Source organism: Kribbella sp. ALI-6-A, from assembly GCF_001984195.1.
In the GTDB taxonomy this organism is placed as follows: domain Bacteria; phylum Actinomycetota; class Actinomycetes; order Propionibacteriales; family Kribbellaceae; genus Kribbella.
Window position 1 is genome coordinate 603,013 of sequence record NZ_MTQN01000012.1, and the last position, 23,271, is coordinate 626,283.

Here is a 23,271-nt window from a genome sequence, read left to right on the forward strand (position 1 = left end):
CGGACCTAGCCGGCGGGCGCGGGCTCCCAGTGCACCACCTTCAGCTGACTCATCTCGTCCAGCAGCTCGGGGCCGTAACCGAATCCGGCACCGCTGGCCCGCCGGGGCTGCGCGGCACCACCCGGCGCACCACCGAAGACCGCGTTGATCTTGACCGTCCCGACCGGCAGTTCGCGCCAGGCGCGCTGAGCGTTGGCCTGAGATCCGGTCAGCACGGTCGCGGCCAGGCCGTACTCGTCATCGGCGGCCAGTCGTAGGGCCTCGTCGAAGCTGTCGACCACTGTCACCGGGGCCACTGGTCCGAAGGTCTCGGTGCGCATGACGTCCAGTTCAGGGCTGCAGGAGGTGAGCACTGTGGCGGGGTAGTGCGCGCCGGGCCCGTCCGGCAGCTCGCCGCCGGTGAGCAGCTCGGCTCCGTTGTCGACGGCCTGGCGGACCTGTTGGTGCACGGAGTCCCGGTGGCGCCGGTCGACCAGCGGGGCGACGACGCGCGACTGCGCTTCGGCGACCAGTGCGGACAGGAAGGAATCGGCTACCGCGCGATGTACGTAGATCCGCTCGACGGCGACGCAGATCTGGCCGGAGTTGGCGAACGATCCGAGCGCCGCCTGCCCGGCCGCCCAGACCGGGTCGACGTCCTCGTCCACGATCAGCGGGTCGTTGCCGCCGTTCTCGAGCAGAGCCTTGGCGCCGGTCGCGGCGGCGGCCGCGGCGATCGACCGCCCGGCGGCGGTACTGCCGACGTGGGCGATCACGTCCACATCGTTGCGCGCGGCAAGCACCGCGCCGACCGATCCGTCGCCCTGCACCGTCTGCAGAACTCCCTCCGGCAGCGCCTCGGCGAGCAACTGGCCGAGCCGCGCGCCGGTGTGCGGGCAGCGCTCGCTGGGCTTGTGCACGACGGTGTTGCCGGTGACCAGGGCCGCGCCGATCAGCCCACAGGCGACGGCGACGGGATCGTTCCAGGGCGTCAGCGCGACCACGACGCCCCGGGGTTCGGGGACCATCAGGTCCGTGGCGTTGGGATCTCCCAGCAGAGTGCGTCCGCCGCGCAGCGGTCCCAGTTCGGCGTACTGCTCCAGCGTGCCCGCACCGGCGAGGATGCCGCCCAGACTCTCGTCGACCGGCTTCCCCGTCTCGGAACAGTTGAGCCGCGCGAGCTCGTCCGCCGAATCCCGCAGCGTCTTCGCTGCTGCCCGCACCGCGGCTCCGCGCTCAGCTGCCGGCGTCCGCGCCCAGTCCGTGCTCTGCCGCCGCGCCTCGACGACCGCCGCGTCCACCTCGGCGTCACTCGCCATCGCGACCGTTCCGACCCGCGATCCGTCGGCAGGGTCGAGAATCTCCAACACACGCTCAGTACCGGTGATCACCCTCTGCACTCCTGTCCGGAAGGGGCCGCAACCAGCGCCCGGTTCCCCGGCGGGTGCGTCTCACACCTCCGGCTTCAGGGAGTGTTCAGTGCTTGATCGAGCGACCGCCGAAGATAGTCCATGGTCCTGTCGAGATCGGCCGCGAAGGCCGGATTGACCTGAGCCATTCCGGCGAACCACAGGCCGAACGCCACGTCCCGCGTAGCGACGAAATCGTCCAGGTACGTGAGATCGGGCAGCGCGCGCAGCTGACCATAGCCAGCGAGCAGCGCCTCACGGATCGCGGCGTGCTCGGGGTGCGTCCGGTACTCCCAGAGGGGCACCGCGAGGTCGTAGAGCCAGTAGCCGAGTCCACAGTCGTCGAAGTCGATCAGCCGCACCGCGTCACCGTCGAACAGCGCGTTCTCCAGATGCAGGTCGGCGTGGATCAGGCCGAAAACCTCCGGCGCCGATCCCAGCTCCGCCATCACCCCCCGCATCCGGCGTGCGACCTCGTCGAACTGCGGACGGACCGGCGCCGGCAGCAGGTCCCAGCACCCGGCCGCCGGCACCCCGCCGTACTCCATCGTGTTGCCGAAGAAGGTGTCCCAGTCCCACCGCATCCGGACGAACCCCGGCGGCGGATCCCATCCCGAAGCGTGCTCGTGCAGCCGGGCGAGGATGCCACCCAGACGCCGGAAGTGCACGGGACGCGGATGTGCCGCCTGCATCCGCCCGTACTGCCAGCCGAGCAGCGAGCAGACCCGTCCGTCAGCGACCGCGGTCCACTCCCCGCTGCGCGCCCGGACCGGTGCCGGCACGCTCAACTCCGTGTCTGCCTGCAAGGCGGCCAGCCAATCCAGCTCCGACCCGACCGCGACCCGCGAGTCGACTCCCGGACCGTGCCGGTTCGGCCGATGGACCCGCAGCAGGAACCGGCCGTCGCGGGAGTCGACGCGGAACGTGGTGTTCTCGCCGTGCGCGATGAAGGTGAGCCGCGGTTCGTCCACCGGGTAGTCAGCCAGCGCCCGCACGGCCGTACGACGCAGCCGGGCCACCTGCGCGCGCTTCGACACGAGTTCGGGCATCCCGCAGCGTATCCACCGACGTCAGGGCTGGAACAGTTTCCAGTTCCCCTCGGAGACGACCTCGACGACGCCGTCGGCCACGCTCACGGCGGTCTCGTCGTCGATCGCGTACGTCGGTGCCGGAATCCGTGCCGCCCATTTCTCCGCGTTGGCCGGCGAGGCGTCGAGGTGGTGGGGATGCTCGAAGTGCGGAATCACCCCGAAGTCGACCAGACCCGCGCCCTGGCCCGTGACCAGGATCCGGTCGAGGTCGCCTTCGGGCGTGGAGAAGACGACGTCCTCGGTCTTCTGCGGTTCGTCGGTGCCGCGGGGCGGTTCGGTATAGGTCTCGACGAAGGTGGAGGTCGCCGCGATGCTGCCGGCGCTGACGCCGACGTAGACCGCTTCGGAGCGCAGCGTCGGCAGGAGATCGGCCAGTCCGGAGCGACGCATCCAGTTGGCGAGGAACAAGGGGTCGCCGCCCCCGACCAGCAGGACATCGGCGTCGCGGACCGTGGAGACCCACGTCGCCTGCTCGACGCTCGGCAGCACCGACAGCTCCAGAATCCCCAACGACTTCCAGCCCAAGCCACACAACGTCGACGAACGAGGGCCGGCGATCGTCTGCCACACCATGCCGGGTCCACCAGGAAAGGGATACAGGGCGGTGGGAACGAACAGGGCGTTGGACTCGGCGATCGGTTTGCCCAGCAGGGCGACCAAAGCGTCCTGGATGCTGCTGTTCGTGATCCCGGACGACGTGAGAAGAGCTCGCATCACCCCACCCTCTGATCTTTCGCTGTTCTTCGCTAGCCCGCGGACCTCAGTTGGCGTTCGCGGACGGCGTGTTCGTCGGTGCGGGCGTCGTAGCGCCAGAAGTCCTTCAGCCACGCGGCCGTGACAACAACGCCGGCGACACACAGAACGCCGCCGCTGACGATCGACGTACGGACGCTGGTGAGGTCGGCGACCAGGCCCGAGCGCGATTGGCCGCCCAGCGGGCCGAGTGAGTACGACAGCATCTCGATGCCCGCCAGGCGGCCGCGCATCTCGTCGGGGATGGTCTGGTTCCAGATCACCGCGCGGAACAGACCGGAGATCATGTCGGCGCCGCCCGCGACGGCGAAGAACGCGATCGCGAACCAGATGTTCGGCGCCAGGCCCGCGATGCCGACCGACGCGCCCCAGGTGATGGTGGCGAGAACCACCGCGCGGCCGTGGTGGTGGACGTGGCGGGCCCAGCCGCTGGTGAGCGTGGCCAGCATCGCGCCGACCGCCTCGGCGCTGTAGAGCAACCCGAGCAGCTTCGGCTCCTTCAGCACCTCGGTCGCGAACGCCGGGAACAGCACGATCGGCATCGCCAGGAACATGCCGACCATGTCCACGGCGTACGTGCCGAGCAGGTCGCGGCGGCGGAAGGCGTACTTGATCCCGTCCCCGATCGCCCGCAGGCTCGGCGGCGTACTGTGCTCGCTCGGCTTGTACGACCCCAGCAGCAGGAACAACAGCGTCGCGGCCACCAGCCCGACGAGCTCGACGGCATAGGCCCAGGTCACCCCGGCGGTGCCGACCAGTACGCCGCCGAGTGCGGGCCCGGCGAGCTGGCCGACCTGGAGGGTCAGCGAGTTGAGCGTGACCGCGGCCGGCATGTCCTCGTGCCGGACGACGCGCGGGAACAGCGCCTCGCGCGACGGCCGCTGCAGCGACGATGCGATCGCGTTGAGCGCGCCGCAGACGTAGATGACCCAGACCTGCGGACTGGCGAGCAGCGTGTTGGCCAGCAGCACCGCGCAGACCGCGACCTGCGCGATCCCGGTCAGGATCAGCATCTTGCGCCGGTCGACGTGGTCGGCCAGCGCGCCGCCGTACAGGCCGAAGACCACCAGCGGGACGATCGTCACCAGGCCCATCGCGCCGACGGCGAAGTTGGATCCGGTCAACTGGTAGAGCTGGAACGGCAGCGCGACGTACCCGACCATGCCACCGAGGAAGAACACCGAGCCGGAGATCACCAGGATCCGGAAGTCGCGAGACGCCCGCCACGGGGTCAGATCGACCCGGAGCCGGGTCAGGCGCTCGCGGAAACTTGTTGCCACTGGCACATGGTTGCACCCGGTCGCGGGCCGCGACGACCCTATTTCGGTCCTACCGTCGGCCGCGTGCCCGGTCTGGACCGCAACCAAATCGCCGGGCACGGCGTCAACCACGACGGCGTCGGCGACCGACCGGCGCGTGAATCACCGACGGAGAACCAGATGATCTCAACCACGACGGTCCGAACCCGGGCCCTGGCCCTCGTCGCCGCGGGCGCCACCGTGATCGGTACGGCGCTGCTGGCGCCGGTCGCCGCCGGCGCGGCCCCTGCGAGCACGGCGGTCGCCGCCGCGCCGGCGCAGGTGCGGAGCGGTGTGCCGTTCACGCTCAAGCCCGGCGAGATCCTGCGGCCGGGGCAGTACCGCCGCTCGTGGAACAACAAGTACACGTTCATCATGCAGAAGGACGGCAACGCCGTGCTCTACCAGGGCAGGACCGCTCTGTGGTCCACCGCCACGAAGGTCAAGGGCAGCTCGATCGCGCTGCAGCGCGACGGCAACCTGGTGGTCTTCCTGAGCACCCGGGCGATCTGGCACAGCAACACCGCCGGCAAGAAGCCGTCCGGCCTGGTCGTCCAGGACGACGGCAACCTGGTGATGTACGACACCGCCAAGCGCGCTTACTGGTCGCGCTGGACCGTGATCGAGACGCTCGCCCCGGGCCGCACGTTGAAGACCGGCCAGCTGCTCTACTCGCGCAACGGCATGTACCGGCTGCAGATGCAGGCCGACGGCAACCTCGTGCTGGTCAAGGCCGGCAAGACCCCGCTGTGGTCGACCCGGACCACCAAGAAGGGCGCCTTCGCGATCATGCAGACCGACGGCAACCTGGTCGTGTACGTCGGCCGCACCGCGCTGTGGTCCAGCCGGACCACCAGGAAGGGCTCGATCCTGCAGATGCAGGGCGACGGCAACCTGGTGATCTACTCGGGCCGCACCCCGGTCTGGTCCACCGGTACCGCCGGTCGTTGAGCCGGTTCGTCAATCGCTGACCAGCGGCAGGAGCGCACTCAGATCGGTGCGCTCCCCGCTGGCCCGCAACTTGCCGCTGTCCCGAGCCTCCGGCCAGCCGATCCGCCCGGTCGCCAGGTCGATCCACAGCTCCGGCGGCATCTCCACCACCGCACCCGGCGTCCCCCTGGTGTGCCGCGGACCCTCGATGCACTGCACCGCGCCGTACGGCGGGACGCGCACCTCGACCGCGTGACCGGGCGCCTCCGCGACCAGCAGCTTCAGCAGTTGTTTCACCAGGAGTTTCAGATCGGCCCGCTCGGCTTCACCTGCTCGGTACCGGCGCAGCGCCGCATCGAAGTCCACGACAGGCCAGCGTAGCGGCGGTTTCGCCGACGGCCCCCTCGTGGTCGATAATCAACGGCGACGACAAGGATTGCGGAGGTCCGGATGCTCACGCCCAGGCACCAGGCGCTGCTGGCGACACTGGCCGGGATGACCGTCGGCGTGGCCGTCTTCGGCACCGTGCTCGCGATCAACAGCGCGACCGGGCAGGACTCCGCCCAGACCGTCGTCACCAGTCCGACGTCGACGCCCACGCCGATCGCGAGCGACGGGCTGCAGCCCGATGCCTTGCAGTTCGTGGCCGAGACCTTCGGCACCGAGCGCGAGCCGATCACCGCGGAGGTTCCGGCGGGCTGGAAGTCCAGCCAGACCGGCACCCGGCCACGGTACGTCGACCCGACCGGCGTCTGGCAGATCAGGTTCGACGCACGGGGCAGCAAGCAGACGCCCGACGCGCTGCTCGAGGCTCGCCAGGGCAGCATCGACGAGCCGGACTACAAGGTGATCAGCACCGACAACACCACGCTGGTCTACACCTACACCGACCAGGAGCGCGGCCCGCGGATGGGCTTGTCGCGCTGGATCGCGGCCGGCGACAGCGACCGGTCGGCGCTCGAGATCACCGTCGGCGGCCGCCCGCAGGACCAGGCCGGGCTGCGCGCCGTACTGGAGCGGGCGACGGAAACGCTGCAGCTGTCAGGCGAGTCCGACGACCGGCCGAGCTGACGCCAGTACGTCGTACTGGGGTCAGCACTCGATGTCGGTCGCCGGCGCCGAGCCCTGCAGCAGGTAGCTCTCCACCGCGCTGTCGACGCACGGGTTGCCGGCCTTGTAGCCGGTGTGGCCGTCGCCGTCGCGAGTGATCAGTACGCCGCTGTCCAGCTGCCCGGCCAGACCGACGGCCCACGCGTACGGCGTCGCCGGGTCGCGGGTGGTGCCGATCACGACGATCGGCTTCGCACCGGTCGCCTTGATCGGGTGCGGTTTGCCGGTCGGCTTGACCGGCCAGTTCGCGCAGGCCAGCGAACCCCAGAGCAGGTACGGGCCGAAGCGCGGGGACTCGGCCGTGTACTTGGCCAGCTTCGACTTGGCGTCCGCGACCGACGTGATGTCCTGGCGGTCGAGGCAGTTCACCGCGTAGATCGCCTCGTTCTGGTTGCCGGCGTAGCCGCGCGGCGTCCGGTCGGTGAACGCGTCGGCGAGCGCCAGCAGCTTGGCGCCCTTGCCCTCGAGGCCGTTGGCCACCGCTTCCTCGAGCTGCGGCCAGGCTTCCTTCTGGTACAGCGGGAAGATCACCGCGAGCACCGTCAGCGCCTGCGTCAGCTCACGGTCGCCGCCGGTCGGCAGCGGCTTGGCATCGGTCTCGGTGAGCAGCTTGTCGACCGCGGCCAGCACCTCGGTCTTGCTGCCGCCGAGCTGGCAGGACCGCGCGGCGCAGTCCTCGGCGAACGCGTCCAGCGCGACGTCGAAGCCCTTCGCCTGGGCGATGTTGTTCTGCTCGGCCGTCTTCGAGGGGTCGACCGCGCCGTCCAGCACCAGCCGGCCGACGTTCTTCGGGAACAGCTCGGCGTACGTCGCGCCGAGGAACGTGCCGTAGGAGTAGCCGAGGTAGTTCAGCTCGGCGTCGCCGACGATGCCGCGCAGGACGTCGATGTCGCGGGCCGCGTCCTCGGTCGACACGTGCGGCAGCAGATTGCCCGAGCGCCGCTCGCAGGCCTGCGCGAACGCCTTGTTCTCGGCGTTCAGCGTGCTGATCTCGGTCTCGTCGTCCGGGCTGCCGTCGGTCGCGAGCAGCTTGTCCTGCTCCTCGGTGTCCAGGCAGCGCACCGGCGTCGAGTCACCCACGCCGCGCGGGTCCCAGCCGATCACGTCGAACTTGCGCAGCAGAGCCGCGCCCAGGCTGAACGGCGCCGACGAGGCGAACTGGACACCGGAGGCGCCGGGACCACCGGGATTGATGAACAGCGTGCCGATCCGGCTTGACCGGTCGCGGGCCGGGATCCGGCGGGCGCGCAGCTCGATCGTGTCGCCGGCGGGTTTGGTGTAGTCGAGCGGGACGGTGATCGTCGCGCACTGGCTACCGGAGCCGCAGCGTTCCCACGCGGGCCGCTGCTGGTAGAACTTCTCCAGCCCGACGGGGATCGGCCCGGCCGGAGCGTTTGTCGGGTTGCCGCCGGTCGGACCGCTCGGGCCTTCGGCGTCCTGGGCCCGGGTGGCGACTCCACATCCACCGACGAGCGCGACGACCAGCAGCCCTGCCACAACCCTGCGCGTCTTCACTACGAGCCGTCTCCCGTGTTGTCGTCCGGTCCAGCGGTGGTGGGCCCGGTGTCCGTCGACGAGTCGCTCAAACGCCGCCGACGGCGTGGCTTGCGGCGGCGGGGGGCGGACTCCCCGGCAGCCGGCTCCTGGGTGGTCTGCTCGGCCGCAGGGTCCGGGGTGGTTTGCTGCTCGGGCTCCTGAGTGCGCTCCTGCTCAGCGATCCGCTCCCGGGCGGGCTCCTGCTCAGCCGACCGGGCGGTCGGGGTCGGGAGGCTCACCGGGGCGTCCGGCGTGGTGGTGCTGCTCGCCTCGTACTGCTGGCGCGGCGAGCACACGTCGGCGCGGCTGCAAGCACACCGGCGACCGGACGCCGCCAGCCGTACGACGACGGTGTCGCTCGGCACGTTGTGCCCGACGACCACGCCGTCCCCGGCGGGCGTCTCGACCGGCGTACCGACCGAGGGTGCCTTGGCGTTGAACTCCTGGTACAGCGGGTGCTCGTACTTCAGGCAGCACATCAGCCGGCCGCAGGCGCCGGAGATCTTCAGCGGGTTGAGCGGCAGGTCCTGGTCCTTCGCCATCCGCACGCTGACCGGCTCGAAGTCCTTCAGGAACGTCGCACAGCACAGGTCCCGCCCGCACGGTCCGATCCCGCCCTGCAGCCGGGCCTCGTCGCGGGCACCGACCTGCCGCAGCTCGATCCGGGCGCGCAGCCCGCGGGCCAGGTCGCGCACGAGCTCGCGGAAATCGACCCGGTGCGGCGCGGAGAAGTACACGATCACCAGCTGGTCCACGTCCGGCCGCCGGTCGACGAAGTCGATGCCGACTACCTTCATCGGCAGCCCGTGCTCACGGATCAGCCGCTTCGCGATCAGCCGAGCCTCGGCCCGGCGGTCGCGGTTGTGCTCGTCGCGTTCCAGGTCGGCCGGGGTCGCGACTCCGGCGCACAGCGGAAGGCCGCCGATGTCCTCGGTGACGTACTGCGGCGCCCACACGCACTCGGCGACTTCCGGCCCGTCGTCGGTCGGAACCAGCACCTTGTCCCCGACCCGCGGCCGGTGCGGGCCGGGGTCCAGGTAGTACAGCCGTCCGTAGCGCTCGAACGACACCGCCATCACCATGCCCACGCGGCCAGGGTATGGCATGACCGGTGATCGGTTTGGGCGGCGGCGCCGACGTCCACCACCGACCAACCTCTGCCTGCGGTCGACGCCCGAGCGTGGAGCTGCCGCCGGCGGGGAGGTTGATCGGTGGTGGGCGTCGCCCGCGACCGGGGTCAGGCGGCGCGGCCTCCGGCGGCTGCGGCGATGCGGGTGAGCAGCGGCGGGATGTCGTCGATGCCGGTGTGAACCTCGAGGAAGACCAGTTGGCCCTTCGCGGCGTCGGCTTCGGCGAGTGCCGTCTCCAGTTCGGCCGGAGTGCGCGCCGAGAGCAGCAGGGCGCGGTCGCCGGTCATCGCCGCGGCGACCGCGGACCAGTTCCACGGCGCGATGTCGTTGTACGGCGCGCGCGGGCCGTTGATCGCCCGCTCGATCGTGTAGCCCTGGTTGTTCACCAGCACCACGATCGGACTGACGCCGTACCGGACCATGCTGCCGAGTTCCTGGACCGTCATCTGCGCCGCGCCGTCGCCGATCAGCAGCACACCCCGTCGCCGGTCGTCAGCCAGTTGCGCTCCCAGTACGGCGGGCAACGCGTACCCGATCGACCCCCACAACGGCTGACCGATGAAGCCCGCGCCGGCAGGCAACGGCTGCCCGGACATCCCGAAGAACGCCGTTCCCTGGTCGGCCACGACGAAGTGGTCGCCGCGGAGAAACGCCGTCACGCGGCTCCACAGTTCCTCCTGGCTCAACGGCAGATCAGCGTCACCAGCAACCACCTGGTCGGCGTCCTCGGTCTCGACCGCCTCGAACCGCGGCAGATCCACGAAGAGCTTGGCCAGACCGGCAAGAGCCGCCTTGAGCGGTACGCCGACGTACGCCGTACTGCCGATCCGCGCGCTGCCGGGCTGCAGATCGATCACCTTCGCCTCGTCGATCTGCTGGCTGAAGAACCCGCTGGTGGTGTCGGTGAAGCGCACGCCGGCCTGGATCAGCACGTCCGCGCCCTCCACGGCCCGCTGCGTCGCCGGCCGGCTGAACCCTCCGACGTACGTGCCGACGAACCGGGGATCCGACTCGTCGACCAGGCCCTTGCCCATCGCCAGGTCGGCGTACGGCAAGTTGCTCTCGGCAAGCAACAGGTCGAGCTCCGGCTGGGCGCCGAACCGGTCGACCAGATGATCCACCAGGACCACGGCGGTCCGGGCGTCGCCGAGCAGCTTCAGCGCGTGCTCCAAGAACGCCTGCAGGGCCGTTTCGTCCACCGCGGGCGATGCCAGCCGCAGAGGACCCTCGGCCGCGTCGATCGGCGCCGTGGCCACGTCGGCGGGGATCCGCAGGTAGACCGGCCGGCGGTGCTCGACAGCGGCGAGCAGCACCCGGTCGATCTCGCGCGCGGCGTTTTCCGGCGTGAGCGTGGCGAGCGCGCAGCTGACGCTCTCCTGCGCGCGGGCGAAGCGCTCGTAGTCGCCGTCCGCGGCGGTGTGGTGGACCGCAGCGCCGGTGCGCTCGAACGCCGAGGAGGGGCTGCCGGTGATGTGGACGACGGGCAGCAGCTCGGCGTAGCTGCCGGCCACGCCGTTGATCGCGCTGAGCTCGCCGACGCCGGAGGTGGTCAGCAGCGCGCCGATCCCGCGCATCCGCGCGTAGCCGTCGGCGGCGTACGCCGCGCCCAGCTCGTTCGCGGTGCCGACCCACGCGATGGCCGGATGATCGACGACCTGGTCGAGCAGACGCAGGTTGTAGTCGCCGGGTACGCCGAACAGGTGGCGGACCCCGAGTTCCGCCAGCCGGTCGAGCAGGTAGCCGGTGACCGTCGTCTTCGCCATCAGGTGAACTTCCCTCCGTACGGGCCGAACCATCGCCGGTCCTGTGTTATACACAGAACCGAAGAGCAGTCTTTTTGATCAGATCCATTTTGTGCCGGAGCCTCAGCGCGCAACCAGAGCGGAACCACGAGTTCCGAGACGGGTGCTTCGGTGATTCCCCAAGGAGTGGTGTGGTGGCCGGTGAGCAGCAGGACTGGAGCGAGGTGGCCGCGCTGTCCCGGTCGATCGAGGCCGAGCTCCCCCAGGTCGCGGCGAAGATCGCCGAGCACATCCGCGCCGAGGTGCCCCGGTACGCCCAGATCCCGCCGGAGAACCATGTGCTCGGCGTACTGGAACAGCTGCGCGACATGGCTCAGGGGCTGGCGACCCGCCAGGCGCCCAGCGGCGAGCAGATCGAGCGGGCCCGGGCACTGGGCCGCACGCGCGCCGAGGAGGGCCTTGCGGTCGAGGCGATGATCAGCGCGTACCACATCGGCTACCGCGACTTCTGGGAACTGCTGCTCGCGCGCGCCCAGAACAACCCCAAGTTGAGCACGCAGCTGGTCGAGGTGGTCTCGCTGTTCTGGACCTGGATCCGGCTCAGCAGCGCGGCCGCCGACGCGCACGCCGAGGCGATCCGTTCACTGCAGGCGACCCAGATCAACCTCACGCATCGGTTCCTCGGAGCGCTGCACAGTGGCGACGCCGGTTCCGACGAGGCGATCCGGCTCGCCCGCGCGCTGGGCTTCGACCCCGACCACCTGTTCCAGGCGGTCTGCGCGCCGGGCGGCGCGTGGGCGGAGGATCAGCTGGACGACCTGCAGCGTTCTCTCCAGTTCGCGCGCGGAACCATTCGCGCCGCCACTCGCGGACCGGTGACGGTGATCCTGTGTCAGGACGTCACGCCGGACGTCGTGGTCTCGACAGTGCATCGCATCCGGCCCGGCCTCCCGCTCGGAATCGGTCTGGCCCGCCAGGGACTGGGCGGCGCCGAAGCGGGGCTGCTCGACGCCGAGCAGGCCCTGCGCGTGGCCGAGCTCCGTGGTGGTGTCGTCAGGTTCGAGGAGGACTGGCTGCTGGCGGTCGTCGGGACCCATCGGCAGCGGCTGTCGCCCTTGCTGCGCGGCGACGAGACGATCGGGCGGGACCATCCGCACCTGGCCGACGCCGTCCAGGCCTTCGCGAAGAACGGCTTCTCGGCGGCGGCCGCCGCCCGTGCGCTCACCATCCACCCGAACACGATGGCGTACCGGCTGGACCGCTGGCACCAGCTGACCGGCTGGGATCCGCACACGACCAAAGGCCTGGTCAGCTCGCTGCTGCACCTCGCGCTGACCGAGTGACCCCGACCGGCACGCTCAGCGCTTGCTGCCCTTGACGGTGCTGTCCAGCTCGTCGCCGTACGGGCCGTAGACCGTGCAGTAGATGTTGCGGTCACCGCTGTTCCAGCCGGCCCGCTCGGGGAACCAGGCGACCGGCTCCAGTTCCGAGTCGTCGACGTCGATCCCGACGTACACCGCGAACTTCTCGTCGCAGGCCGCCTCGCCGAGCTCACTGACCTTCTTGTCACCCGGCCAGGGCTGGGCCGGCAGTGTCACCACGGCGTACAGCTCTCCGTCGTGACCGGTGGTGCAGGACCGGCGCTCGACCTCGTCCTCGTCGGAGGCGTCGTCGAAGCACTCGCCGACCACCAGGGCTTCGATGTAGACGCCGGTGGAAGCGTCCGAGCCGGTCGACGAACCGTCGGAGTAGTCCTCGTCCGGCAAGGTGGACCCGAGCGCGATCAGGCCGATCACCACGGCCGTGATCAGCGTGATCACGGAGCCGGCGATCAGTCCGACCACCGCCTGCGGGGTGCCGTTCTGGTTGCGCCGCTTGATCTGGACCAGCGCGGCGATGCCGAGCCCGATCGCGACCGGCGCGGCGACGAAGAACACGATGCTCGCCAGTCCGGTGACCAGCGCGGCGGTCGCCAGCCCGTTCGTGGGTCGCGTGGTGCCCGAGTAGCCGTAGCCGTACGGCGCGGGCGGCTGGCCGTAGGCCGGCGGGTACTGCTGGGCCGGGTAGGGCGGGAACTGCTGCTGGGGAGGCTCTTGCGGCGCCGAGTACGGCGGCACGAACGGCTGGTGCTGCGGCGGCACGAACGGCGGTGGCGTGTCCTGCGGCCGCTGCTGCTCGGTGTAGGAGGGGAAGCTCCGCGGCCCGTCCTGCGGCCGGTTCGGGTCGTACTGGTACGGCGGTTGCGTCATCTCGGTGTCCCCCAGGCCCTAGCGCTGCGCCCCGCGCATGGAGCCCACCAGGCGTTCGCCGCCCACCATGCACAGTACGTTGCCATCAGCAACAGCTTGATCTTCCAGTACGACGTAGTACATGTCCAGACCCGACTGCTCGTACGGCTTGCCGACGAACTCCTGGAACGCGGTCGCACAGTGCTGGGTCGCCGAGGTGTTCTTCTGCTCGGTGGTCAGCCCGGTCATCGCCGCCTTCACCTTCGCGTACGCCTCGCCCGAGTGCGACGCGCCGCAGTCGGCGATGGTGACCGTGCGCAGGGTCTCGGCCGCCAGGTCGGCGTGGAAGCACTGCAGCACCCCGACCTCCGCGATCGGCACCGACCGGCCGATGCCCGCCTGCCGTTCGCCGTACAGGCCGAGTCCGGCGGCGACGGCGATCGCGATCACCCAGCAGCCGGACAGCGCCAGCGCGGCCTGCGCCATCCGCCGGCCGCGGTGACCGGAGCGACGGATCCGCCGCAGTGCCACCAGGGCCAGCGGGATCCCGGCCGGGATCAGGCCGGGCAGGCTGAACGCCAGCGCCGCGACGGCGAACCGGTCCAGCCGTCGCTGGGTCGGCGCCGGTACTCCCTCCAGCCACGACTCGGCCGGCGGCAGCGATCGCGCGGGCTCGATCGGCCGAGTCGGGTGGGTCATCCAGTTCCTTCGCGACGGGCCGGTGGCTGGATTCCCCAGCCAGCCAGCACATCGGCCCGGTCCGTACCTTCGTTACATCGAGTCCGCACCTCAGACTCGTGTCTCACGCCTCGAACAGGCGGCGAGACCCGAGCCTGCTCCGGCGGGCCGATCAGCCCTCGAAGAGCGCGATGGTCATCGCTTCCAGGGCGAGCAGCGGGGCGACGTTCATCTCGATCGCCTCCCGGCAGGCGGCCAGCGCGTCGATCCGGCGGATGGTCTGCTCGGGCGTGGTGCGCTCGGCGAACTGGACGATCGACGTGTGCAGCTCGGCGTTGATCAGCTCACTGCCCGCGCGCGTCTGGACCACCAGGACGTCGCGGTACAGCGCCATCAGGTCGACCAGTGACCGGTCGAGCACATCGCGTTCCCAGCGTTTGGCGCGGGCCTTCTGCTGCTCCTCGAGATCCTTCACCGCGGCCGCGGCCTCGCGGGGCTTGGCGCCCTTCGTGCCGACGCCGAGCGCCTGCTCCAGCGCGGCCCGTTCCTTCTCGTCGACCGCCGCGGCGCTGCCCTTCGCCTCTTCCTTGGCCGCCTCCGCCAGTTGCTGGGCCGCCTTGAGACAGGCCCCGAGATCGCGCAGCGCGAACGGCACCTCCAAGACCTTGGTCCGCCGCTCCCGCACGGTCTCGTCCCGGGCCAGCGCCCGCGCCCGCCCGATGTGCCCCTGCGCCGCGCGCGCCGCGAACCCGGCCAGCTCGGCGTCGACCCCGAGCGTGCGGCTCAGCATCTCGGCGACAGCGGGGACCGGTGGGGTGCGCAGCACGAGCAGCCGGCAGCGCGACCGGATCGTCGGTACGACGTCCTCGACCGTCGGCGCGCAGAGCACCCAGATGGTTTTCGGCCCCGGCTCCTCGATGCTCTTCAGCAACGCGTCGGCCGCCTGCTCGGTGAGCCGGTCGGCGTCCTCGACGACCATCACCTGCCAGCGGCCCTGCGTCGGGCTCATCGCCGCCCGCCGGATCAGCTCGCGGATCTCGCTGACCCGGATCGACAGCAGCTCGGTCCGGATCAGCGACACGTCCGGGTGGGCGCCGCTGAGCGCCGTACGGCACTCGTTGCACTCGCCGCAGCCCTCGTTCGCACACTGCAACGCGGCGGCGAAGGCTCGGCCCGCGTTCGACCGGCCGGATCCCGGCGGGCCGGTGATCAGCCACGCGTGCGTCATCCCGGCGGTCGCCGCGCCGCTCTCACCGCGCAACCGCGCCGCGGCCCCCGAGACCGCCCGCTGCAGGATCCCGACCGCGGGCTCCTGCCCGACCAAGTCGTCCCAAACACTCATAGGTCCACCTTCGGGAGCATCGGGAGCAACCTCGCCTGGATCTGTTCAGCGATCTGTTCGCGGTCCTGGGTGGCGTCGACGACCAGGTAGTGCTGCGGTTCGGCCGCGGCGAGCTCCAGGAAGGCCGCGCGGACGCGCTCGTGGAAGTCCGCCGACTGTGCCTCGATCCGGTCGCGCTCCTCGAAGCGGCCGAGACCGCTCTTCGGTGGCAGGTCGAGCAGCACGGTCAGGTTCGGCCGCAGATCGTCGGTGGCCCAGCGGTTCACCCGCTCGACGTCCGACACGTCCAGGTCGCGGCCCGACCCCTGGTAGGCCAGCGCGGAGTCGACGTACCGGTCGGTGATCACCACCGAGCCCGCCTTGAGGGCCGGCTTGATCACCGAGTCGACGTGCTCGGCCTTGTCGGCGGCGTAGATCAGCGCCTCGGCCCGGTGCGAGATGTCGCCGGTGGCCGGGTCGAGCACGATCTGCCGCAGCGTCTTGCCGAGATCGGTCGCGCCCGGCTCGCGGGTCAGCAGCACGTGCTGGCCGCGCTCCTGCAACCACTTCACCAGCAGCGCGGCCTGCGTCGACTTGCCCGCGCCCTCGCCACCTTCCAGCGCGATGAACAGGCCCGTGGTCGGATACACCCCCGGAGTCTTGCCGAAACTGCGCCGTACGTCGCGCCAGAACGGCACGCCCGGCCGGTCGTCCATCTGCTTCCAGGCGACCAGGCCGATCACGCCGGCCAGCACGGCCGCGATCAGCATCGTCAGGGCGGCGCCGTTGTAGCTGATCGAACGGTCGCCGATGCTCCAGGTCTGCCGGCCGATCGCGCCGGCGGCGAACGGCGCCACCGCCAGCGTCACCGCGAGCACGGTCCGGACCGCCGACTGCACGAACGCGAAGGTCCGGCCGCGCACGTTGTCGGGCACCTCCAGGCCGAGCAGCGTGTAACCCGACACCCAGGACGCGCCGGCGCAGAAGCCGAGCACGATCGCGATCATCGTGGCGATCTCGATCTGCTGGATCAGCGCCAGCCCGGCCAGCCCGATGCCGGAGCCGACCAGCCCGGCCGCGAACAGGCGGCGCCGGCTCAGCCCGGAGAACAGCCGGGGCGCGAACCCCATGCCGAGCGCGAGACCACCGAAAACCGCGCCGAACAGCACGCCGTAGCCGGGGTCGCCGGCGTCCAGGTCCTCCACGTACGTGCGGCCGAGGCCGATCACGACCGCACCGGCCGCGAAGGCGCCGGAGATGCCGACCACCAGGCCGCGCACCACCGGCGTGCCGGTGACGTAGGACCAGCCCTCGACCATCGTGCGCCACAACGTCGGGTGGCTCTCGTGCTCGTGGGCGCCGGCCCGGCCGATCTCGGCGACCGAGATGATCGCGAAGCCGGAAACCGCGAAGGTGGCCGCGTTCACGTAAACCGCGAGGTCGATCGCGAAGTCGCCCAGGCCGCGGGCGACCAGCGTGATCGCGGTGAAGATGACGGCGGCCGGCAGCGCACTGCCGTACGTCGTGATCAGGCTCAACTGGTTGGCGGCCTCGAGCCGGTGCCGGGGCACCAGGTTCGGCACGCTGGCGTCCTTCGACGGGCCCCAGATCAGGCTGACGATCTCGATCAGCACGGTGGCGACCAGCACCCAGGTGAGCGTGCCGACGATCGGAATGCTGACGAAGAACGCCGCCCGGATCAGGTCGCCGACGATCATCGTCCAGCGCCGGTCCAGTCGGTCGGCGATCCAGCCCGCCACCGGTCCCATCACCAGCGCGGGCAGCACCCGCAGGAACAGCACGCCGCCGATCGCGAAGTTGGCCGCCTGGTAGTCGTCACCGGCGAAGTTCTTGGCCATCGCGGTGAGCGCGAGCAGCCCGATCCAGTCGCCGAGGCTGGACAGCCCGAAGGCCACCCACAGGCGCCGGAACGCCCGGATCCGCAACACCGCCCGCAGGTCATGCGCCGGTGCAGGATCGGTCAACGGGTCATACACCTCCGGCACACCCCAGAGCCTAGTCGGCCGCACCGACGAACCCGGCCGGCCGCCCCTCGCGTAGGCGGTCGAACGCGCTGGGTGATGTTCAGCCGATCACTCCGGGAGGCCCAGGCCCGCATTGACACAGGCTTGGACCAATCGGCGGACCGCGGTCGACTCGGTGTCGGCCCGCCAGACCAGGACCAGTTCGCTCGGCGGCAGGTCGACGACCGGGACGATCCGGACGCAGGCCCGGGCCAGCACCGGAGCGTTGCCCTCAGCAAGCAGTACGACGCCCTGGCCGTCCGCCACCGCCTCGTACGTCGTCTCGACGTCCGCCACCACCCCACTGATGACCGGTGGCACCCCGCCTCGCTGCTCGACGGCCAGGAAGTGGTCGCGCAGCGGCCCGGCCGACGCGGGCAGTGCGAGCATCGGCTCGCCGGCGATCTCCGCGAACGTCACCGACTCCTGCCCCGCCAGCGGGTGCTTCTCCGCCAGCGCGACCATCCGTCGCTCCCGCGCCAGCGTCACCCACCGGTACGCCGACGGCTCCGGCAGCGGCAACCAGCAGAACGCAGCCTCCGTACTCCGGTCCGCCAGCCCGCAACTGGCGTCGGCCCACGACACCTGCCGCAGCTCCAGCTCGATCTGCTCGGGCAGTTGCGCGCGGATCCTCGGCAGCAAGTTCCGGCCAGGGCTGGTCTGCAGTCCGACCACCACACTGTTCGCCTGCCGAGCGAGTGCGTTCTGGGCCTCGTCCCACCGAGCCACGACCTCGCGTGCGTGGGGCAGGAAGACCGCACCGGCAGGAGTCAGGCAGATGCCCCGGTTGTCCCGGCAGAGCAGCGTCTGCCCGAGACTCTTCTCGAGTGCGCGGACCTGCTTGGACAGTGCGGGCTGGCTGACGTACAGCCGCTCGGCGGCCGCGGTGAAGCTCGCGGCCTCGACCACCGCCAGGAAGTAGCGCAGGTCTCGCACGTGGGCGTCCATAACCATCGGATGTACCAGCAGGTCTTGGACCCGGCCGCCGGTCCGCCCGGAGGCTGGACGCATGACCGTTCCCAGCGCGATGCGCGCGCTCGTCTTCGATCCTCCCGGCCTCCGGATGACGAAGGTCGCCGTGCCCGAACCCGACCCTTCCGAGGCGCTGGTCGCCATCCGGTACTCGAGTCTCAACTGGGTCGAGGTGGCCCGCACCGAGCTCGTGCACCAACCAGGTGACGTGATCGGGCGGGACTCGGCCGGCACGGTGGTTCGCGCGGCGGCGGACGGATCGGGTCCGGCGGTGGGAGACCGGGTGGTGGGGTTCCGGGCGCCTGGTGCGTGGGCGGAGTACCAGGCCATCGGCACCGAGGATCTGGCCGTCGTACCGGATTCCGTGGAGCTTGCTGCCGCCGCGGCACTACCCGGTGCCGCAGTGAGCGCCCTGCAAGCCGTACGCCGGCTCAGCGCGCACCTGGCAGAGTCGCTGACAGGGCTGCGGGTGCTGGTTACCGGGGCGTCGGGTGGCGTCGGGCGCGCAGCGACTCAACTAGCCGCCCTGGCGGGAGCGGAGGTGATCGCAGCGGTCGGTACGCCGGAGCGGGGGGCCGGTCTGTCCACCCTGGGAGCCGCAGAGGTCGTCACCGACCTGGCCCGCGTCGGCCCGGTGGACGGCGTGCTGGACATCGTCGGCGGCCAGACGCTGACCACGGCGTACGGGCTGCTGAAGCGTGGCGGGCTCGCACTATCCATCGGCAGCGCGGGTGGCGCGACCACGAGCTTCGACTTCGAGGCCGCTCGGCTGCGCGGTGGGCGCCGCGCGGTGGAGGCGTTCGCTGTCAGTTCGCCGTTCGGTCCGGACCTGGAGCACCTGCTCGGCTTGCTGGTCGCCGGCCGGTTCGACCCGCAGATCGGCTGGCTGGGCTCGTGGCGGCAGGTGGACGAAGCCCGCACCGCCTTGCTCGACCGGAAGGTCCTGGGCAAGGCGGTGCTGGAGATCGACTGACTCAGCCGAACGGCGGCCGCGCGCCGGTCACGTCGTACAGCTGGATGTCGCCGGCGACGAAGGCGATCCCGGTGTCCGGCGCGCTCGCGACCTTCCGCCAGGCGTCCAGGGTCTCCTGCGACTCCCAGCGCTCGAAGAGGTTCACCCGCGCGGGGTCTGCGGAGTCGGCCGTCATCGCGAGGTCGAGGCAGCCGGGCGCCGAGCGGGCCCGCCTGACCAGCTCGACGTGCGCGTCCACGTACTCGTCGCGGCGTTCGGGGTCGACTTGGGCGTGTCCCGCGATGATCAGCATGTGTTCCTCCGTCAGGTGGGTGTCAACCTACCGACGAAGAGGCTGACCGCGATCGGACGCAGCTCATCCCCGGGCGGCCCAGGGGCCCTCCCCGGTGATCTTGTGGGGCGTGACCCGCGCGATCACCGTGGTCGGCGACAGCCGGTTCTCGAACGGGTAGTCCGTCCCGAGATAGCGCTGCGCCTGCTTGTCCATCAGGTCCGCCCACCGTTGCGCGATGTCCGGCCCCTCGACCTCGGCCGTCCCGCGGACGACCAGGTACTGCGTGAGCCCGCGCCGGCTGGGCTGGTCGTCCTGGATCACCACGGTGACCCGTGGATCGCGGCGCAGGTTGCCGGCTTTGCGCTGGTAGCCCTCCATCCCGATCAGGATGTGGTCGCCGTCGCGCTCGGCCCAGACGAGCGACGCCTGCGGCGAGCCGTCCGCGTCCAGCGTCACCAGGACGGCGTGGTTGTCGGTCTCGAACAGCCGGTGGGTGGTTTCCGGCAACGGGATCGCTGGCAAGGCAGTTCCTCTCCCTCGGGGTCGGTCCGACGGTAGCCAGCGCCACGGGAACCCCTGGGTACCCTTGGACGCCGTGAACGGCATCGGTGGCGGCGACGTGTTCCTGGCGGACTGCCCGGCCCGGCTGGCGATCGAGGTGATCGCGGACAAGTGGGCGGTGGTCACCCTGTGGGGGCTCAGCGAAGGCCCTCGCCGGCACGGTGAGCTGGTCGAGCTCATCGGCGGCATCTCGAAGAAGGTGTTGACGCAGACACTGCGGCGGCTGCAGTCCAACGGACTGGTCACGCGGCACGACCACGGCGGCGTACCGCCGCGGGTCGAGTACGACCTGACCGAGCTCGGCAGGTCACTGATGGAGCCGATCCGGCTGCTGACCTCCTGGGCGGCTGAGAACGGCGACGCCGTGCTGGCGGCCCAGGAGGCTCACTGAGAGCGCCTCACTCCAGGCGCGCCGGAGTGAGGCGGCAGCTCAGCCGCGGAACTGCAGGGAGATGGACGCCGGAGCGGTGTGCAGCTTGTACTTGTCCGCCAGCGCCGGGCCGCAGGAGTTCGAGCCGATGCCCGCCTGGGCCAGATCCAGCGTCACGTACGTCGTGTCGCCGGCCCGCACGTCGACCGTGTGCTTGGCGTCCTCCAGGTCCTTGCTGGTCCAGTCGCGCACGGTCAGCCCGAACAGGTCAGGCGCCGCGTCGATCCGCAGCGTGCCCTGCGCGCCGGTCAGCACGGCCCAGCGGGTGTCGATCCGGTGGCCGTTCTCCTGCGGACGCACGTACGGCGTCTGCAGCTGCGCGACGGTCGCCGAGTATTTTCCGACGGCAGCGGCCGAGCGGGTGTCGACGTACGCCTCGTTCGGGCCGGTGCCGAACCACTCGACGGTGTCCACCTTCGGCAGCTCGAAGGTGATGCCCAGTCGCGGCAGAGTCGCCGGGAACTGGCCCTCGGGCGTGATGGTGAGGTCGAGCTGCAGCCCGTCGTCCAGCTGACTCCAGACCCAGGTCGAGAGCAGGCCCCACTGCAAGGCGGGCGGTGCCGTCCGGGTGACGACCTTCCAGCCGGTCTCGTGCGTGGTGGTCGAGACGACGCGGTGCTGCACCCGGTGCAGTCCGGCCTCGCGCCAGGCCTCGGCGACACCGGGGATGGCGTCGTTGTCGGTGGGTGCGCGCCAGACGTCGAGGCGGGCGTTGGTCACCGGACCCACGGTGATCCCGTGCACGCCCGCGACACCTTCGGCAGGCCCATGTGCGACGAGTGCCGCGGCCGCAACGGTGTCGTCCAGCCGGACCTGACCCCAGGCGACCCGATGCCCGGCCTCCGCCCACGCCGTACCGTCGGTCAGCTCGGCGCTGACCGTGACCCACGCCTCGGCCTGCTCGGCGAACTCCTGCACCGACGACGGCAGCTCCACCGACACCGTCTGGCCCGGCGCGATCGCCGGCACCGTCAGGTCACCGCCGGCGACCCGCTCGCCCTCGACCTCGACGACGTACCGGAAGGTCAGATGGCTGGTGTCCAGCACCTCGTACCGGTTGCCGACCGCCACCTTGTCCTTGCCGTCGGCAACGATGCGGAGCGGCTCGATCACCTTGACGTACTCGAGCATGCCCGGCGACGGCGTCCGGTCGGGGAACAACAACCCGTCGCAGACGAAGTTGCCGTCGTGAATGGTCTCGCCGAAGTCCCCGCCGTAGGCGTAGAACTCCTCGCCGTTCTCGCTCTTGCGCAGGCCGTGGTCGATGAACTCCCAGATGAACCCGCCCTGGCAGCGCGGGTACTTCTCGAACAGCTCGCGGTAGTCCAGCAGCCCGCCCGGCCCGTTGCCCATCGCGTGCCCGTACTCGCACAGGATGAACGGCAGCCCCCGGTACGACGTGGCGTCCTCGCCGATCTTCGCGACGTCCTCGGGCGAGGTGTACATCTGCGAGTAGACGTCGACGAACTCCGCCTCGGTGTCCCGCTCGTAGTGCACCGGCCGGGACGGGTCGAGCTCCTTGGCCACGTCGTACATGGCCTTGAGGTTGTCGCCCATGCCGCACTCGTTGCCGAGCGACCAGATCACGATGCTCGGGTGGTTCTTGTCCCGCTGGACCATCCGGCGCATCCGCTCGACCAGGTCGGGACGGAACCGCTCGTCCATCACCGGGTTCGGCAGGTCCGGCGGCGTCGGCTCGTAGCCGAAGCCGTGGGTCTCCAGGTCGCACTCGTCCACGACGTACAGGCCGTGCAGGTCGCACAGGTCGAGGAAGTGCGGGTGCGGCGGGTAGTGGCTGGTGCGGACCGCGTTGATGCCGGCCCGCTTCATGATCAGCACGTCGTCGAGCATGTCCTGCTCGGTCAGCGCGCGGCCGCGGTCGGGGTGGACCTCGTGCCGGTTGACGCCGTTGAACAGGACCCGGTTGCCGTTCACGGTGAGCACGCCGTCGACGATGGCGACCGTGCGGAAGCCGATCCGCAGCCGGACCTCGCCGCCGTCGGTGCGCACCACCGCGTCGTACAGGCGTGGCACCTCGGCACTCCACGGCTCGACGCTGTCGATCCGCGTGTGCTCGCCGGTCGGCACCTCCAGGCCCAGCTCCGGTACGACGACCGTGCCGGGAACGTCGGACTCGACCACCAGCGTGCCGGCGCCGTCGGTGTGGTCGTACGCCGCGCGGACCGACACGTCGGTCGGCGCCGACGGCTTCAGCGCGAGCAGGTTGACCTCGCGGAAGATGCCGGACAGCCACCACATGTCCTGGTCCTCGACGTAGCTGCCGGTCGACCACTGGTGCACGCGGACGGCGATCCGGGCCTCCTGGCCCGGCGTCACCAGCTCGGTGACGTCGAACTCGCTCGGCAGCCGCGACCCGGACGACCAGCCGACCCGCTCGCCGTTCACGTACACGGCGAACCGCGAGTCGACCCCCTCGAACCGCAGCACGATCCGCGCACCGGCGAAGTCCTCCGGCACGGCCACGGTCCGCACGTAGTCGCCGGTCGGGTTGTCGGTCGGCACGAACGGCGGCTCGAGCGGGAACGGATACACGATGTTCGTGTACGCCGGGGCGCCGTGCCCCTGCAGCTGCCAGTGACCGGGCACGCTGATCGTGTCCCACCCGCTGGTGTCAGGGTTTTTCAGATCGTCGGGCGCGTCCGCCACACTCGGCGAGAGCCGGAAGCTCCAGTCACCGGTCAGCGAGACCCGGCCGGAGTCGTCGTCCAGCCAGGCCCGCGCGGGCAGCGTTCCGGCCGCCGGGGCGAAGTCTTCGACATAACTGTGGTCGTAGGTCACGGACGACGAGCCTACGGGGCTTGTCTTCACATA

At 70.7% G+C, this 23,271-nt stretch carries 21 protein-coding genes; 5 read left to right on the top strand and 16 right to left on the bottom strand.

The annotated features are described in order from the left end of the window. Positions 1-5 precede the first annotated feature (5 nt). The 4 genes from BWI15_RS29430 to BWI15_RS29445 all read right to left on the bottom strand — a co-directional run bounded on the left by BWI15_RS29430 (position 6) and on the right by BWI15_RS29445 (position 4,512). A complete protein-coding gene (locus tag BWI15_RS29430; protein ID WP_083751095.1) occupies positions 6-1,370 on the bottom strand; it encodes an aldehyde dehydrogenase family protein in 1,365 nt (454 codons plus the stop codon). A 74-nt stretch (positions 1,371-1,444) separates the two neighbouring features. Continuing rightward, on the bottom strand, positions 1,445-2,437 hold the full coding sequence (locus tag BWI15_RS29435) for a phosphotransferase enzyme family protein (protein ID WP_077017804.1): 993 nt from the start codon (positions 2,435-2,437) through the stop codon (positions 1,445-1,447). A 21-nt stretch (positions 2,438-2,458) separates the two neighbouring features. Continuing rightward, the gene (locus BWI15_RS29440; protein WP_077017805.1) at positions 2,459-3,193 is read right to left on the bottom strand and encodes a Type 1 glutamine amidotransferase-like domain-containing protein; all 735 of its coding nucleotides are present in this window, start codon (positions 3,191-3,193) and stop codon (positions 2,459-2,461) included. A gap of 32 nt (positions 3,194-3,225) precedes the next feature. Next, positions 3,226-4,512, bottom strand: a complete 1,287-nt coding sequence (locus tag BWI15_RS29445) for an MFS transporter (protein ID WP_077017806.1) — start codon at positions 4,510-4,512, stop codon at positions 3,226-3,228. A gap of 159 nt (positions 4,513-4,671) precedes the next feature. Between BWI15_RS29445 and BWI15_RS29450 the strand changes: the two genes are divergently transcribed. Then, entirely contained in the window at positions 4,672-5,481 is an 810-nt protein-coding gene (locus BWI15_RS29450) for a hypothetical protein (RefSeq protein ID WP_168197396.1), read from the top strand. 9 nt (positions 5,482-5,490) lie between these two features. On the opposite strand, the gene BWI15_RS29455 is transcribed toward BWI15_RS29450, so the two are convergent. After that, the gene (locus BWI15_RS29455) at positions 5,491-5,826 is read right to left on the bottom strand and encodes a sterol carrier family protein (protein WP_077017808.1); all 336 of its coding nucleotides are present in this window, start codon (positions 5,824-5,826) and stop codon (positions 5,491-5,493) included. Positions 5,827-5,910: 84 nt separating this feature from the next. On the opposite strand from BWI15_RS29455, the gene BWI15_RS29460 reads away from it, so the two are divergent. After that, positions 5,911-6,531: a hypothetical protein gene (locus tag BWI15_RS29460; protein WP_077017809.1), complete on the top strand. Its 621-nt coding sequence runs from the start codon at positions 5,911-5,913 to the stop codon at positions 6,529-6,531. 21 nt (positions 6,532-6,552) lie between these two features. Here BWI15_RS29460 and BWI15_RS29465 read toward each other — a convergent pair whose 3' ends face one another. From BWI15_RS29465 to BWI15_RS29475, 3 genes are all read right to left on the bottom strand, one after another. Then, positions 6,553-8,085, bottom strand: a complete 1,533-nt coding sequence (locus tag BWI15_RS29465) for an alpha/beta hydrolase (RefSeq protein ID WP_077017810.1) — start codon at positions 8,083-8,085, stop codon at positions 6,553-6,555. Further along, positions 8,085-9,188: a PSP1 domain-containing protein gene (locus BWI15_RS29470; RefSeq protein WP_077017811.1), complete on the bottom strand. Its 1,104-nt coding sequence runs from the start codon at positions 9,186-9,188 to the stop codon at positions 8,085-8,087. The genes BWI15_RS29465 and BWI15_RS29470 overlap by 1 nt, the downstream gene beginning before the upstream one ends. Before the next feature lie 155 nt (positions 9,189-9,343). Continuing rightward, entirely contained in the window at positions 9,344-10,999 is a 1,656-nt protein-coding gene (locus BWI15_RS29475; RefSeq protein ID WP_077017812.1) for an alpha-keto acid decarboxylase family protein, read from the bottom strand. A gap of 173 nt (positions 11,000-11,172) precedes the next feature. Between BWI15_RS29475 and BWI15_RS29480 the strand changes: the two genes are divergently transcribed. After that, on the top strand, positions 11,173-12,321 hold the full coding sequence (locus tag BWI15_RS29480; protein ID WP_143465961.1) for a PucR family transcriptional regulator: 1,149 nt from the start codon (positions 11,173-11,175) through the stop codon (positions 12,319-12,321). Between the two features lie 15 nt (positions 12,322-12,336). Here the strand turns inward: BWI15_RS29480 and BWI15_RS29485 are convergent, their stop codons facing one another. From BWI15_RS29485 to BWI15_RS29505, 5 genes are all read right to left on the bottom strand, one after another. Next, the gene (locus tag BWI15_RS29485) at positions 12,337-13,227 is read right to left on the bottom strand and encodes a DUF4190 domain-containing protein (protein ID WP_077017814.1); all 891 of its coding nucleotides are present in this window, start codon (positions 13,225-13,227) and stop codon (positions 12,337-12,339) included. Positions 13,228-13,245: 18 nt separating this feature from the next. After that, positions 13,246-13,905, bottom strand: a complete 660-nt coding sequence (locus BWI15_RS29490; protein WP_077017815.1) for a DUF4190 domain-containing protein — start codon at positions 13,903-13,905, stop codon at positions 13,246-13,248. A 151-nt stretch (positions 13,906-14,056) separates the two neighbouring features. Beyond that, complete coding sequence (locus BWI15_RS29495; RefSeq protein WP_077017816.1) at positions 14,057-15,226, bottom strand: DNA polymerase III subunit delta'; 1,170 nt, start codon at positions 15,224-15,226, stop codon at positions 14,057-14,059. Then, positions 15,223-17,211: a dTMP kinase gene (gene tmk / locus BWI15_RS29500; protein WP_083751097.1), complete on the bottom strand. Its 1,989-nt coding sequence runs from the start codon at positions 17,209-17,211 to the stop codon at positions 15,223-15,225. Before tmk ends, BWI15_RS29495 begins: the two co-directional genes overlap by 4 nt. An 87-nt stretch (positions 17,212-17,298) precedes the next feature. Beyond that, a complete protein-coding gene (locus BWI15_RS29505; protein ID WP_202817761.1) occupies positions 17,299-18,165 on the bottom strand; it encodes a LysR family transcriptional regulator in 867 nt (288 codons plus the stop codon). Positions 18,166-18,238: 73 nt separating this feature from the next. Here BWI15_RS29505 and BWI15_RS29510 point away from each other — a divergent pair, with 73 nt between their 5' ends. Next, positions 18,239-19,174 carry a zinc-binding dehydrogenase gene (locus BWI15_RS29510; protein ID WP_202817762.1) on the top strand — a complete coding sequence of 312 codons (936 nt, stop codon included), beginning with the start codon at positions 18,239-18,241 and terminating at the stop codon, positions 19,172-19,174. A gap of 1 nt (position 19,175) precedes the next feature. Here BWI15_RS29510 and BWI15_RS29515 read toward each other — a convergent pair whose 3' ends face one another. Next, positions 19,176-19,466: a putative quinol monooxygenase gene (locus BWI15_RS29515; protein WP_077017817.1), complete on the bottom strand. Its 291-nt coding sequence runs from the start codon at positions 19,464-19,466 to the stop codon at positions 19,176-19,178. A gap of 63 nt (positions 19,467-19,529) precedes the next feature. Beyond that, on the bottom strand, positions 19,530-19,970 hold the full coding sequence (locus tag BWI15_RS29520; protein ID WP_237771514.1) for a TIGR03618 family F420-dependent PPOX class oxidoreductase: 441 nt from the start codon (positions 19,968-19,970) through the stop codon (positions 19,530-19,532). A gap of 73 nt (positions 19,971-20,043) precedes the next feature. Here BWI15_RS29520 and BWI15_RS40270 point away from each other — a divergent pair, with 73 nt between their 5' ends. Then, positions 20,044-20,400: a winged helix-turn-helix transcriptional regulator gene (locus tag BWI15_RS40270; RefSeq protein WP_077019384.1), complete on the top strand. Its 357-nt coding sequence runs from the start codon at positions 20,044-20,046 to the stop codon at positions 20,398-20,400. Between the two features lie 39 nt (positions 20,401-20,439). Here BWI15_RS40270 and BWI15_RS29530 read toward each other — a convergent pair whose 3' ends face one another. Beyond that, complete coding sequence (locus BWI15_RS29530) at positions 20,440-23,238, bottom strand: glycoside hydrolase family 2 TIM barrel-domain containing protein (RefSeq protein ID WP_077017818.1); 2,799 nt, start codon at positions 23,236-23,238, stop codon at positions 20,440-20,442. Positions 23,239-23,271: the final 33 nt, after the last annotated feature.